Raw genomic sequence first — 13,835 nt, 5'->3', positions numbered from 1 at the left:
CTATTCGGCGGCTTCGATGAACGCCGGGCGGTCCGCCGTGAGCGATCGCCCGGTCAGCCGTTTTTCCTGCGGCGCGCCGCGCCCATCTCCAGTTCCACCCACGCCGGCGCATGATCGCTCGCATGCGGCTCGCCGCGCACCCAGCGGTCGACGCCCGCATCGCGCAAACGCGGCGCGAGGTCCGCGCTCAGCAGAATGTGGTCGATCCGCAAGCCGGAGTTGGTGTCCCAATGACGGCGGAAATAATCCCAGAAGGTGTAGACGCGCTCGTCGCCGAAATGCGTGCGCAGTGAGTCGGTCCAGCCTTGCGCGAGCAGGCGCCGATAACGCTCGCGGCTTTCGGGTTGCAGCAGCGCGTCCTTCAGCCATGAACGCGGATTGTAGATGTCCTCGTCGGTGGGCACGACGTTGAAGTCGCCGGCCAGCACCACTGGATGGCCGCTCTTGAACAGCTTCGCCGCATGCGCGATCAGATGGTCGAACCATGCGAGCTTGTAGTCGAACTTGGGGCCCGGCTGCGGATTGCCGTTCGGCAGATACAGGCAGCACACCAGCACGCCGCCCACGGCCGCTTCCAGATAGCGGCTGTGCGTGTCCTCCTCGAAACCGGGCAGGCCGCGGCGGCTTTCATGCGGCGCCTCTCCCTTCGACAGAATCGCCACGCCGTTCCATGCGCTCTGTCCTTGCCAGATGGCGCTATAGCCCGCTTCGCGCAGCGGCTCGACGGGAAACGCGCTGTCGAGCGCCTTGAGTTCCTGCAGGCACACGATGTCGGGCGCCTCCCGCTCGAGCCATTGCAATAGCGCCGGCAAGCGCGAACGGATTCCGTTGATGTTGAAAGTCGCAATTCGGAGCTTCGCCACGGCGTGTTCTCCCTGCAAGGCGATCTAGGCTGCCGCCGTATCGCACCACTCCATCGCCCATGACTTCGCGCATGTAATGGCATCGGCTTCGTTCGAAAAGGCGTCGATGTCGCCGGAATCGTGCGAGCGGCAATGCCCGTTATCTTGCGGAACGTGCGTGATGCGGGCTCTCGCGTAGTAGTAGCCGTCTTCCGCATGGCGGGCGCGGCAGTCGATGTGGAAATGCCGGTAGTCGAACTGCATTCGCTCTCCTCTGAACGCGCTTGACGTCGTCAGCGGTAGCATCGCTTGTTCCTGGTCGGGCCTGGTCGTACCTGAGCGGCCCGCGTCACGCGCGCCGAAAGCGCGCGCCGCGGGCCTCGCCCACTCAGTTCGGCACGTTCACCGCGCCATTGGCGACCGTGATCGCATTGGCCGCCGGGGTGGCCGCGATCGCCGGCAAGTTGGCCGTGGTGAGCGGCGGCGCGGCGCCGGGGGTGCCGCCGCGCGGCACCGTGTGAATCACCTGCGACGGCGGCAGCGGCGTGCCGCTCTTCAGATGACTCCACATCAGATTGAGCGCCTGAATGTCGTAGTAGTGCAGCGGCACGAAGCGCGTATCGAAGCCGGCCACGCCGAGAAACGCATCGAAATGCTGGGCGTTCGTCACTTCATAGAACGACAGCTTGCTTGCGCCGCCCTCGGTCAACTGATTGAGCCCGAGGTACGGACGCGATGCGTGGTTGATCGGCACGAGCGCATCGGCGCGACCCTGCACGATGATCGCGGGCTTGCCGTGCAGATTGGCGTTGACGCGCACCGCCTCCACGCTGTTGGTCAACGTGCCGTTGGTCCACAGCGTACGCAGGCAGGCCGCGCCGGCGTAGCTGGCGTCGGCGGTCGCGAGCCGATGATCCGCGGCCCCCGTCGCGCCCGCGTTGAAGACGAGATTGACGCCGTTGGTGGGCGGCACGCCGTTGCCGTTGCCGAATACCGTGAGCATCGGCGAGACCGCCGGCGTCACGCCGGCCGCACCCGTCGAACTGGTGGTGCCTAAGCTGAAGTTGCAGAGGTTGTCCGTGACGCTCGAACGCGCGTACGCGTTCGCATAGGTCACGGCGACGGCCGGCACCGCTTGCGAATCCCACATCGGCGCTTGCAGCACATCGGAGTCGGCCTGATAGCCGTTCTGATGCAGCAGCGCGAGCGCGTTGGTCGCCTGGGTCGCCACGTCGCCGCCGGTGATGATGCCGGCGCTCGCCAGCGACGCGCATCGCGCGGTGCGAATGGCATTGGTGGTGGCCAGCGGCAGCGCGCTCAGATAGGGCGCGCCGGTTGCGGCCGGCGCGAGCGCCGCGCACGGCTGCAAGGTGTTGGCGAGCGTGGTGTAGTCGGCGAGCGGCTTGCCGATCGCCCCGACCGGCGCGCCGCCCTGCGTGACCGACACCGAGGCGGGCAGCCGCAAGTTGATCTGCGGTTCGCCGACCACGACCGCGGTGATCAGGCCGGACGTATCCTGCTCGGCCGCCGCGAGCGACGCGCCGCCGCCGTTGCTCACCGACGCCGCGATAGTCGTGATGCTGCCGCTCGCATAACGCACCGTGTGCGCCGAGCCGTTGAGCGGACCATACGAATCGTTGAGCGCCCAATAGGCGAACTGGATGGCTTGCAGCGTGTTCTTGCCCCAGTCCTGCTCCGGGTTCTGCTGCGAATGCGCATGCTTGAACGCATAGCGATTCGGGAACTGGCTATTGAACGTGGCCAGATCGACATTGCCGAGGTTCGCCGTGAAGAGGCTCGCCTTGCCCGCGGCGCCCGCGTCCGCGAGCGTGCCGTCGATCAAGGTGACGCGGTTGGTCGACAGTTCATGCGCGCCGTTGCCGCCGCCCTTGTCGGTGTAGGCCACCGCGCAGCCGCGCTTGAGGCCCCACTCGCCGGCCGCGGAAATCGCGCCGTATACGCCCCGCGAACCGGATGACGTCGCCGTGACGATGCACGGCTGATCCGCATTGAAGCTCGCCGGTATCTGCACGAGCATGCTGACGTTCTGCTTGCCGCTGCCGTCGTCGGCGAATGCGAGGTATTCCTTGCCGGCGATCTTGCCTTCGCCCAGCGTGTCGTTGCCGTTCAGGTCGACATTGGGTCCCCAGAAGCGTCCATAACCGCCGTTCGCCGTCATGTCGACGAGCGCGCGATAGTTCGACCAGATCGCAAGCCGCCGCAGCTCGGCGGCGCTCGGCTGCGCCGGGTTGGCGATGGCCGGCGCGGTGGCCGACGCGAGGCCGGTCTTGCCGAGGCCCGCTGTCAGCAGATCGTCGGCGTTGCCGTCGTAGGATTGGGTTTTCACCGCGCTCTTGATGAAGCTCGGCAAGACGTTGGCTTGCGGAGGCTTGACGTCGTCGTCACCGCTGTGGCAAGCGGTCAGAACGATAACGGCCGCCACGCCCGTGGCGATCGCCCGCGCCGGTGAGCCGGACTGTAGCGCCGGCGTGACTCTTTTTCGTGAAGTCATCTTTGCTGTCTCCGTGATTTTTTCATACGGTTGAAGACGCAACGGCACCGAACATGCTACCTGCCGTGTGTCGGATCGCGCGCGTCGGATACCGGCGCATCGCCAGCGTGCATGCACCTTTGAATGGAGTCAACTGAACGTCATGTCTTCGAACAGGGAATGTCAGGATTCGGGCGACAAGAACGCCACCCCACGTCGACCCGCGCGACGCCGCTTTCTGCAATCGGCTGCCGCGGCCGCCACGGTCGGTGCGGCGCCGCACCTTCGCGCGCAAGATCAATCGCCGTCCGCACCGCCCGCGCAAGCTCGCGACGCCGTACCGCCGCGCCCGGTCACGTTGACGATCAACGGCCGCGCTTATGCGCTACGACTCGAACCGCGCGTGACCCTGCTCGATGCGCTGCGTGAATACGCGGGCCTGATGGGCACCAAGAAAGGTTGCGACCGCGGGCAGTGCGGCGCTTGCACCGTGCTCGCCGACGGCCGCCGCATCAACTCGTGCCTGACGCTCGCCGTCATGCATGAAGGCCAGAACATCACGACGGTCGAGGGGCTCGCCGCCAACGGCGCGCTGAGTCCGATGCAGCGCGCCTTCATCGAACACGATGCTTTCCAGTGCGGTTACTGCACACCGGGTCAGTTATGTTCCGCGACGGCCCTGCTGAGCGAATTCCGCGACGGCGCGGCCAGCACCGTCACGGCCGATGTGCGCCGCCGCCCAGCTCAATTTTCCGACGACGAGATTCGCGAGCGCATGAGCGGCAATATTTGCCGTTGCGGCGCCTACGCGAACATCGTCGCCGCGGTGCGCGCGGTGCATGAAGGCGGTAGCCAGAGCGGCAGCGCCGCGAGCGATGGCAACGGCACCGGCAACGCCTGACGGAGCGACCAGCATGGATGCAATCTCTTACGAACGCGCCGGCGATATCGCCGGCGCGGTGCGCGCGGTTCAGCAACCCGGCGCGGTGTTCATCGGCGGCGGCACGAATCTGCTCGATCTGATGAAGGGCGGCGTGACGCGGCCCGTGCGGCTCATCGATATCACGCATATTCGCGGACTCGATACGATCACGACGCTCCCCGACGGCGGCATCCGCATCGGCGCGCTCGTGCGCAACAGCGATGCGGCGAATCATGCGCTGGTGCGCGAGCAATACCCGCTGTTGTCGCAAGCATTTCTGGCGGGCGCATCGGCGCAACTGCGCAATATGGCGACGGTCGGCGGGAATCTGCTGCAACGAACCCGCTGCGGCTACTTTTACGACACCGCCTTCACGCAATGCAATAAACGCACGCCCGGCAGCGGGTGCGCCGCGCTCGACGGCCACAATCGCACGCACGCGATTCTCGGCGCGAGTGCGCAATGCATCGCCGTGAACCCGTCGGATATGAGCGTGGCGCTCGCCGCGCTCGATGCGGTGGTGCGTGTGAGCGGCCCGGCAGGCGAGCGGACCATTGCGTTCGCCGATTTTCACCGGCTCCCCGGCGATCGGCCCGAGCTCGACACCACCTTGCAGCCCGGTGAATTGATTACCGCGGTGGATCTGCCGCCACCGCTCTTCAGCGCGCATTCGCATTACCTGAAAGTGCGCGACCGGGCCAGTTATGCGTTCGCGCTCGTCTCGGTCGCCGCCGCCTTGCAGATGGACGGCGAGCGCGTGAAGACCGCGCGTATCGCCTTGGGCGGCGTCGCGCATAAACCGTGGCGCGCGAGCGCCGCCGAACAGATGCTCGACGGCCGGCCCCTCACGCAAGCGACGCTGCGAGACGCCGCCGCCGCCGCGCTGCGCGATGCGCGGCCCCAACACGACAACCGTTTCAAGGTGCAGCTCGCGCAACGCGCGATCGTGCGCGCGGTGAACCAGGCCGCTGGCCGTGCCGGAGGTGTCGCATGAATCTGATCGGACAACCGTTCGACCGCACCGACGGTCTGCTCAAGGTAACCGGCGAGGCGCGCTATGCCGGCGAGTTTCCCGAGGCGCGTCTCGCGCATGCGGTGCTCGTCACCAGCACGATCGCGTGCGGCACGATTGCGTCGATCGACGCGGCCCGCGCGCAGGCGCTGCCCGGCGTGCTGCTCGTGATGACGTATCAGAACGCGCCGCGCCTGCCGAACGGCGGCAAGCCCGCGTTGGCGCCGCCGGCCGGCCGCCGCCTCTCGCTGCTGCAGGACAACGAGGTTCACTACAACAACGAGCCAGTCGCGGTGGTGGTCGCGGACACGCTCGAACAGGCGACCGACGCCGCGCGTCAGTTGCGCATCGCTTACCAGGCGAGCCCGGCGATGCTCGATTTCACGCGGGCCAAGTCGAACAGCCATGCGCCGGACAAGCCGCAAGGCCGGCAGACCGATACGCGGCGCGGCAGCTTCGAGGACGGCATGCGCGGCGCGGCGGTGCACGTCGACGTGACCTACACCACGCCGATCGAGCATCACAATCCGATGGAACCGCACGCGACGATGGCGCGCTGGGACGGCCCGCAACTCACGCTCTACGATTCGACGCAAGGCGTGAGCGGCGCGGCGCAGGCGGTCGCCAAAACGTTCGGCATCGCGCCCGGCGACGTGCGCGTGATCTCGCCGTTCGTCGGCGGCGGGTTCGGTTGCAAGGGCTCGTCGTGGTCGCATGTGTCGTTGTGCGCGATGGCGGCGAAGCAGACGGGACGCCCGGTGCGGCTCGTGCTGCAACGGCCGCAGATGTTCGGCCCGGTCGGCGCGCGTCCGCGAACCGAGCAGCACCTGGTGCTCGCCGCGCGGCGCGACGGCACGCTGACCGCGATGCGCCACGACAGCATCTCGAACACGTCGACGATCGAGGATTGGACCGAGACCTGCTGCATGGTCACGCGCATGCTGTACGCGGTGCCTAATCAGATCACCACGCACCGGCTCGTGCAGTTGAACCTCGGCACGCCGACCTTCATGCGCGCCCCCGGCGAAACGACCGGCTCGTTCGCGCTCGAATCGGCCATGGACGAACTCGCGGCGGCGTTGAACATGGACCCGCTCGCGCTGCGCATGAAGAATCACGCCGACGCCGATCCGCAGGAAAACAAGCCGTGGTCGGGCAAATCCTTGCGCGAGTGTTACCAGATCGGCGCGCAGAAGTTCGGCTGGTCGCGGCGCAGCGGCGCGCCCCGCTCGATGCGTAACGGCAATACGCTGATCGGCATGGGCATGGCGACCGCCACGTATCCGGCCAACCGCAGCGAAGCCGCGGCGATTGCGCGGATTCTGCCGGACGGCACCGCGATGGTCGCCTCCGGCACGCAGGACATCGGCACCGGCACCTACACCGTGATGACCCAGGTGGCCGCCGACGCGCTCGGCTTCGCGCCCGAAAGCATCCGCTTCGCGCTCGGCGATTCGTCGCTGCCTCGCGCGCCGGTGTCGGGCGGCTCGCAATCGGCGGCGAGCGTATCGCCGGCCGTGCGCGACGCCGCGAGCCAGGCGCGCAGCCAGTTGATCGCACTGGCGCTCGCGGATCAGGCCTCGCCCGTGCACGGCCTCGCGCTCGACGACGTCACCGTGGAAAACGGCTGGGTGATGAGCCGCTCACAGCCGGCGAAGCGCGATCCGGCGGCGGCGATCATCGCGCGCTCGGGCGGCAAGCCGATCGAGGCGGCCTCGAGCGTCAAGCCCGGCGACGAGAAGCAGAAGTACTCGTTTCACTCGTTCGGCGCGGTATTCGTCGAGGTTCACGTCGACGCGGATCTCGGCACGATCCGCGTGCCGCGGGTCGTCGCCGTCTACGACGTGGGCCGCGTGCTCAACGAGAAGACCGCGCGCAGCCAGATGCTGGGCGGCATCGTGTGGGGCGTGGGGGCCGCGTTGCAGGAGGAAAGCTCGCTCGATACGCGCACTGGACGCTTCACCAACGCGAATCTCGCGGAGTACCACGTGCCGGTGAACGCGGATATCGGCTCCCTCGACATTACCTTCATTGACCGGCCGGATCCGTATATCAACTCGCTCGGCGTGCGCGGCATCGGTGAGATCGGCATTACGGGCGTGCCGGCGGCGATTGCGAATGCGGTGTTTCACGCGACCGGCGTGCGCGTGCGCGATTTGCCGATCACGCTCGATAAGGTGATGGGGCAGGTGCGGGTTTGAAGGGATGCTTTCGCGCTTGCCTCGTCATGCGTTGCAACGCACAATCGGTTTCATCCTTTCTCCCGGTGCCCGCTCATGGCCTATGCCTCGCTCGCCACTGGCGTGTTGCTCGCCGCCGGTCTCGGCTCGCGCTTCGACCCGGACGGCATGCACAACAAGCTGCTCGCGCGCATGCGCGACGGCACGCCGGTCGCGCATGAAGCCGCGCATCGGCTGCTCGCGGTCGTGCCGCGCGTGGTGGCCGTGGTGCGGCCCGGCTCGGACGCCCTTGCGCGCCTGCTGAACGACGCCGGCTGCGAGGTGGTGTTCGCCCCGGCCGCCGAGCGCGGCATGGGCGCGAGCCTCGCCGCGGGCATCGAGGCGAGCGACGACGCCGAAGGCTGGATCGTCGCGCTCGCCGACATGCCGCGCATCGCCGTGACGACGATCGAAGCGCTCGCGCGTGCGCTGGATGGCGGCGCGTCGCTGGTCGCGCCGTTTTACGAGGGGCAACGCGGGCATCCGGTCGGCTTCGGCGTCGCGCACCGCGATGCGCTGCTGAAGCTCGACGGCGACGCGGGCGCGCGCTCCCTGTTGATGTCGCAGCATGTCACGCGGCTGGACGTCGACGATCCGGGCATCTTGCGCGATGTCGATACGCCGGAAGATTTGCGCAACGTGTAGGCGGCGTGGCCGCGATGCTGGTGCGCAGACGACTGCCGGCAGCCCGGCGCGCCCAGGCATGCGCCTTGCGCTCATCAGATGTTGCGCAAGCCGTCCCGATTCCGCCTAAGCTGAGGTGACATCGCGATTTGCGCCCACGCTTACGCCTCGAATGCGGCCCCGCGCGTTCGACACCACCACACGTCCATGAGCGAAACCAGCCGACGCCTCTTCATCGTCTCGCCCCATTTCGACGACGCCGTCTTCAGTTGCGGCGCGTTGCTCGCCGCGCATCCCGACGCGGCGGTCTGCACGGTGTTCGCCGCGCCGCCCGAGCAGCAGATGCATACCGAATGGGATGAAAAGTCGGGCTTCGCGAACGCGCATCAGGCCATTCACGAACGCACGCTCGAAGACAACCGCGCGCTCGAGCTACTCGACGCGATTCCGTTGCGCATGCCGTTTCGCGACGCCCAGTATTCGGACTCGCCGTCGATCAGCAGGATGGCGGCGGCGCTGGAGGAAACCATCTATCGCTCGACCGCGAACACCTTGCTGATGCCGCTCGGCCTGTATCACGACGACCACGTGCGGGTGTTCGAAGCCTGCTGCGAAATCCTGCCGCGCCTGTCGCATCTGACGTGGTTCGGCTATGAGGAAGCGATTCACCGGCGCACGCCCGGCGTCGTGCAGGCGCGGCTCGCCGATCTCGCGCAGCGCGGCATCGTCGCGACGCCGGCGCATCCGAGCGCGGGGCACACCATCGACGTTCAGCGCCGCGCGCTGCTCAAACGCGAAGCGGTGCTCGCCTACGAAAGCCAGTTGCGTGCGTTCGGCGCGGGCAATTACGACGACGTGTTCGCCACCGAGCGTTACTGGCAGTTGAGCGTGGGCCGCCGCTTGAAAAAGTAGGCGGCGCCATGCACGCCGGATCGCCTACGATTGAAGGAAATGGCCGGCGCGCATTTCATCGCCGGCCACGCCTTCTTTTCCACTCACAGGTGGTGCAATGAGCTACGACATGCATACCAGCCCGATTCCCGATCCCAACGCCGATCCGACCCGCGACCCGGAAGCCGATCCGCTCGTGCCGCCGTCGCCGGGGCATCACACCGATGAGCCGCAGCAGCCCGAGGGACCGCCGGACAAAGACCCGGTATGAGGATTGGCGCCGCGGTGGGCTTGACGCATGAATTGGCGCGAGGCCGAAGCGTGAATCGGCGCCGAGCCGAAAGCGGCCCGGCGCCTGAACCCGAGCCGCCCCCGATCAGCGCATGAGATCGGTAAAGCCCTGCAACAGCCGGTCGATGTCGGCGGCGTGGAGGTTGCCCATCGTCGAGATGCGGAACAGTTCCGCCGACAGCCCGCCCTGCCCCGCATAGATGACGAAGCCGCGCGCCTTGAGCGCGTCGTGCAGTTGCGGATACGACACGCCGGCCGGCAAGCGATACGCGCGCAGCACCACCGACGATTGCTCCGCCGGCAACACGCTGCCGATACCCCGCTCGGCGAGACCCGCGCGCGTCTGCTCGGCGAGCGCGGCATAGCGCGCGTGACGCGCGTGCCAGCCGCCTTCGTCGGCCAGTTCGCGCAACGCCTCGACGAGCGCGTAGTACGCATGCACCGACGGCGTGAACGGCGTGTTGCGCTGATCCTGCAAACGCGCGAGACGCCCGAGGTCCAGGTAGTACGTGCGGCTCGCCGCCTGCGCAAGCGCGGCGCGCCGCACCAGCACGAACGACGCGCCCGGCACGCCGTGCAGGCATTTGTTCGCCGTCGCCGCGACCGCGTCGAGGCTCACGTCCGCGAAATCGATCGCTTCCGCGCCGAAGCTGCTGACGCCGTCCACCAGCAAACGCAGACCGCGTGCGCGGCACAGCGCGGCGAGCGCCGGCAGATCGTTCAGGCGGCCGGTGGTGGTTTCGTGATGGATCACGGCGAGGTGCGTGAACGCCTTGTCGGCGTCGAGCCGTTCGGCGATTTTCGCGAGATCCGGCGCCTGCATCCAGTCGTGCTTCAGCGATTCATGCGCGATGCCGTATTGCGTGGCGATCTGCGCAATGCGTTCGCCGTACACGCCGTTTTCCACCACCAGCAGCTTGCCGTTTTGCGGCACCAGCGCGGCGGTCATGCTCTCGACGGCGGCCGTGCCGGAGCCGGTCATCAGCACGGCCTGCCATTCGCTCGCGTTCAGACCGTACAGATCGACCAGACGCGTGCGGGCTTCTTCCTGCAAGTCGAAAAACTCGCTTTCGCGGTGGCACAGGTCCGTCTGCAGCAGGCTGTTGCGAACGCGTTCGGTGAGCGTCACCGGGCCGGGATTGAGCAGCAGCATTCGCGGACTCCTTAAGCGGCGCCGATGTGGCGCATCAGGCGCGTTTTCACATCGGGCGGGGTGATGGTGGGACGCGGCAGGCCGTCGGGCGTGCCGCGGCGAATCGCGAGACGCGCGAAGCGCGGGCCGTGCGGCGCCGGTGCCGCGTCGAACAACTCGTCGATCACGCTCGGGTCGTCGCTTTCAATCGCCGACGCATAACCGCACGCCGCCGCCACTCCCGCAAACGAAACTTGCGACGATACCGTCGCCTGACCGCCGGTCGAGTCGTGCGCGCCGTTGTCGAGCAGCACGTGCGTGAGATTCGACGGGCCGTACGCGCCGAGCGTCGCGAACGCGCCCATGCGCATGAGCGCCGCGCCGTCGCCGTCGAGCGCGACCACGTGCAGGTCGGGACGCGCGAGCGCGAGGCCCAGCGCGAACGGCGTCACGCAGCCCATCGAGCCGACCATGTACAACTGGTTCGGACGGTCGTCGATCGCATACAGCTCGCGGCCGCAAAAGCCGGTCGACGCCAGCACCACCGTCGATTCGAGCGGCGTATGCGCGATAACCTTCTTCAACGCCTCGTGACGTGAAGCCAATTCGCTCGCGGCCACGTTCCTGAACTGCGAACGCGCCGCCGCCGGCACGCGGCGCGCGCCCGCGCCAGCGTCTTTCAACTCGTACGGCGCCACGCTGCCCTTTTGCATGACGAGCGCGTACGGGCGGCCGGTTTCATTCATATGCGCGATGGCGCGATCGAGCGCCGGGCCGATCGCGTCGGCCTCGGTCGGGAACGTCTCCCAGGGAATCTCCATCGTCTCCAGCATCGCGGGCGTGACCGGGCCCATCAGCGCGTGCTGCGGTTCGTCGGCGACGCCGGGCTGGCCGCGCCACGTGACGATCAGCAATTGCGGCAAACGGAAGGTCCAAGTGAGCGAGGTCAACGGGCTCACCGCGTTGCCGAGCCCGGAGTTCTGCATCATCGTGATGCCGCGCCGGCCGTTGCGTGCGCCGAGCGTGACGCCCGCGATCAGCGCGACCGCGTCGCCCTCGTTCGCCGCCGACACGTAGTGCAGCGATTCGTCCTGCAACACGTAATTGATGAACGGCGTCAGATACGAACACGGCACGCCCGCATACCAGTCGAAGCCGCGTTCGCGCGCCGCCTCGACGAACTGTGCCGCCTCGATCATTGCGCGGCTCCGCCGGTTGCGTCCGCGGCCTTGTTGCCCGCCGTTGCCGCGAACGGCGCTTGCGCATGCGCGAAATCGCCGGCGCGACGGAAGTCTTCCAGGTCGTTCACACCGCGCCAGTGGCCGTGCACGTATTGCACTTCGATCGATTCACCGGCTTCGATCAGCGCGTTCAGCAGCGCGGGCATGTCGAGCGAATCGAAATCCGGACGCGCCTGCAACTGGCCGAGCACCGCTTGCAAACGCTCGCGCCCTTCGCCGCGCACGTTCAGCAAACCCACCCAGCGGCCGTGCGGCGTTTGCGAGGCGATCGCGGACGAAGCCTCCTGCCCGCTCGACACATGACGCAGCGTGACCTTGTTGCCGAACAGGCCGCGGTCGTCGGCCGCCGAGCACCATGCAAAATCGCGCACGCTGGCGTTTTCCGCGTCGGTCAGCGACGAATCCACCACCACGCTGAACGCCGCTTCGCTCTCCACGAGGTCGCGCAGGATATAGCTGCGGAACAGCAGGTCGCCGTAGGAGATCACGGTGTCGCCCGCGAGTTTGTCGCCCTGGACCGCGCAAGCGAGCGACGCCAGTTCGCCGGTTTGCGCATGCCGTTCGTTGACGACCAGCTTGATGCCCGCCGTGTCGATCGCGTCCGCGCGATAACCGCCGACCACCGTGATGTCGTTTACACCCTGCTTCTTGAACGCATCGACGAGCCAGCGCAGCAGCGGTTTGCCGGCGATCGGCAGCATGACCTTCGGACGGTCCTCGGTGACGGCTTCGAGGCCCGCGCCGCGGCTCGCCGCGAGCACCACCGCCGAACCGGCCGCGCGGCCGCTCGTCAGATAGCGGTCTTCGGCTTCCGAGTATTCGTCGGCGTCTTGCAGGCGGAAAATTTCGTTGACGGCGGCAATGCTGTCCTCGACGTTCACGAGCGTCTGGCTCGAATGAATTTCCTTGGCGACGGCCTGCATTGCCGAGGTGGCCGCGCGAATCAGGTGATTCGCCCAGATCACGGTGCTGATGCCGGCTTCGCGGAATACCTCGGTGGGCGTGCTGTAGTACTTGGTCGGCACGATCACGAGCGGACCGCGGCCGGCCCATTCGCGCGCGAACTCCAGGATTTCGTCGGGACGCGAGAGCTTGCTGTGAATCAGGATCGCGTCCGCGCCGGCGCGGCGATAGGCTTCCGCGCGACGCAGCGCTTCGTCCATGCCCCAGCCGGCGATCAACGCCTCGACGCGCGCGACGATCGAAAAGTTTTCGTCCGACTGCGAGTCCTTGCCGGCCTTGATCTTGCCGCAGAACTCGTCCATGTCGGCGAGCGGCTGCGCTTCGCCGTTGATGAAGCTATTGGTCTTGGGAAATTGCTTGTCCTCGATACACACGCCGGCGATGCCGCGCTGTTCGAGTTTGCGCACCAGACGGCGCACGTTGTTGAAGTTGCCGTAGCCGGTGTCGCCGTCGAGCAGAATCGGCAGGTCGCTGGCGTCGGCCATGAATTCGAGGTTGTCGACGACTTGCGTCCAGCTTGCTTCGTTATTGTCGCGTACGCCGAATTGCGCGGAGATGGCGAGGCCGGAGCCCCAGATGGCTTTAAAGCCGGCTTCGCGGACAATGCGCGCGGAGAGGCCGTTGTGCGCCTCCATCATGAATTCGAGTTCGTTGCTGACCAGCATCTGGCGCAGGCGCGCGCTGCGGGAAGCGGAAACGAATGCGGGTTCGCGGGCGTTCATGTTCTGTTCTCTCCTGTGGCGGGCTTATTGGTGCTGTTTTTTGCCCGGCTGTCGGCCGGAAAATGGCGACTATAGCGGAATTTTTATTTATTTGTCTTTTTGATGACAGAGCGCATGTTCCGTTGCGCTTACGTGGAAAACTGTGTCGTTTTTTGCGCCCGTGCGGTGACCCGGACGGTGCCCCGGACTTTGGGTTTTGTTGGCGTTTTGTGGAGACTTGATGCAAGCCGCGCCAGTCCTCCGATTAAGGGTTTGTCCATTCATCCTTTTTTGGCGGGCGAATTATTCGCCCATTTCCAATATCGCATTTAATTCGCGGTTTTCATTAACTTTTCAATGCGCTGGCGCCCGTGACTTGAAACTCGAAAATACCCGGAGCAACCCGCTCCAAGCGGAAAAAACGTATAACCGCCAATGCGTTCAATGCCGTAAAAGCGCCAATTTATTCAGACGAATAAAAACGCGAAACAGCGGGTTTCCCCTCA

The 13,835-nt window shown here is 66.6% G+C and carries 12 protein-coding genes; 6 read left to right on the top strand and 6 right to left on the bottom strand.

Annotated features, from left to right (window positions below; genetic code table 11):
• Positions 1–53: 53 nt before the first annotated feature.
• From ACTJLC_RS09340 to ACTJLC_RS09330, 3 genes are all read right to left on the bottom strand, one after another.
• On the bottom strand, positions 54–863 hold the full coding sequence (locus tag ACTJLC_RS09340; protein ID WP_310118145.1) for an exodeoxyribonuclease III: 810 nt from the start codon (positions 861–863) through the stop codon (positions 54–56).
• A gap of 24 nt (positions 864–887) precedes the next feature.
• Positions 888–1,106, bottom strand: coding sequence for a hypothetical protein (locus ACTJLC_RS09335; protein ID WP_310313846.1), 219 nt, complete (start codon positions 1,104–1,106; stop codon positions 888–890).
• A gap of 124 nt (positions 1,107–1,230) precedes the next feature.
• A complete protein-coding gene (locus ACTJLC_RS09330; RefSeq protein ID WP_073427256.1) occupies positions 1,231–3,354 on the bottom strand; it encodes a D-(-)-3-hydroxybutyrate oligomer hydrolase in 2,124 nt (707 codons plus the stop codon).
• A 142-nt stretch (positions 3,355–3,496) separates the two neighbouring features.
• On the opposite strand from ACTJLC_RS09330, the gene ACTJLC_RS09325 reads away from it, so the two are divergent.
• From ACTJLC_RS09325 to ACTJLC_RS09300, 6 genes are all read left to right on the top strand, one after another.
• Complete coding sequence (locus tag ACTJLC_RS09325) at positions 3,497–4,234, top strand: 2Fe-2S iron-sulfur cluster-binding protein (RefSeq protein ID WP_310313840.1); 738 nt, start codon at positions 3,497–3,499, stop codon at positions 4,232–4,234.
• 13 nt (positions 4,235–4,247) lie between these two features.
• A complete protein-coding gene (locus ACTJLC_RS09320; protein WP_310118151.1) occupies positions 4,248–5,249 on the top strand; it encodes an FAD binding domain-containing protein in 1,002 nt (333 codons plus the stop codon).
• Positions 5,246–7,468 (top strand): xanthine dehydrogenase family protein molybdopterin-binding subunit, encoded by a 2,223-nt coding sequence (locus tag ACTJLC_RS09315; protein WP_073427253.1) that lies wholly within the window; start codon positions 5,246–5,248, stop codon positions 7,466–7,468. The genes ACTJLC_RS09320 and ACTJLC_RS09315 overlap by 4 nt, the downstream gene beginning before the upstream one ends.
• 75 nt (positions 7,469–7,543) lie before the next feature.
• The gene (locus ACTJLC_RS09310; RefSeq protein ID WP_073427252.1) at positions 7,544–8,131 is read left to right on the top strand and encodes a nucleotidyltransferase family protein; all 588 of its coding nucleotides are present in this window, start codon (positions 7,544–7,546) and stop codon (positions 8,129–8,131) included.
• Positions 8,132–8,317: 186 nt separating this feature from the next.
• On the top strand, positions 8,318–9,022 hold the full coding sequence (locus ACTJLC_RS09305; protein WP_073427251.1) for a PIG-L family deacetylase: 705 nt from the start codon (positions 8,318–8,320) through the stop codon (positions 9,020–9,022).
• A 97-nt stretch (positions 9,023–9,119) separates the two neighbouring features.
• On the top strand, positions 9,120–9,272 hold the full coding sequence (locus tag ACTJLC_RS09300; protein ID WP_167363266.1) for a hypothetical protein: 153 nt from the start codon (positions 9,120–9,122) through the stop codon (positions 9,270–9,272).
• A gap of 105 nt (positions 9,273–9,377) precedes the next feature.
• Here ACTJLC_RS09300 and ACTJLC_RS09295 read toward each other — a convergent pair whose 3' ends face one another.
• The 3 genes from ACTJLC_RS09295 to aepX are packed head-to-tail and all read right to left on the bottom strand — an operon-like array spanning position 9,378 to position 13,350.
• Positions 9,378–10,445 (bottom strand): 2-aminoethylphosphonate aminotransferase, encoded by a 1,068-nt coding sequence (locus ACTJLC_RS09295; protein ID WP_073427250.1) that lies wholly within the window; start codon positions 10,443–10,445, stop codon positions 9,378–9,380.
• A gap of 11 nt (positions 10,446–10,456) precedes the next feature.
• Positions 10,457–11,623: a phosphonopyruvate decarboxylase gene (aepY, locus tag ACTJLC_RS09290; protein ID WP_073427249.1), complete on the bottom strand. Its 1,167-nt coding sequence runs from the start codon at positions 11,621–11,623 to the stop codon at positions 10,457–10,459.
• Positions 11,620–13,350: a phosphoenolpyruvate mutase gene (gene aepX, locus ACTJLC_RS09285; RefSeq protein ID WP_083081290.1), complete on the bottom strand. Its 1,731-nt coding sequence runs from the start codon at positions 13,348–13,350 to the stop codon at positions 11,620–11,622. The genes aepY and aepX overlap by 4 nt, the downstream gene beginning before the upstream one ends.
• Positions 13,351–13,835 lie beyond the last annotated feature (485 nt).

It is taken from the genome of Paraburkholderia sp. 22099 (genome assembly GCF_052045835.1).
GTDB lineage: Bacteria > Pseudomonadota > Gammaproteobacteria > Burkholderiales > Burkholderiaceae > Paraburkholderia > Paraburkholderia terricola.
The sequence above is the reverse complement of the archived record's forward strand: the minus strand, read 5'-3'. Positions and strand labels throughout refer to the sequence as shown.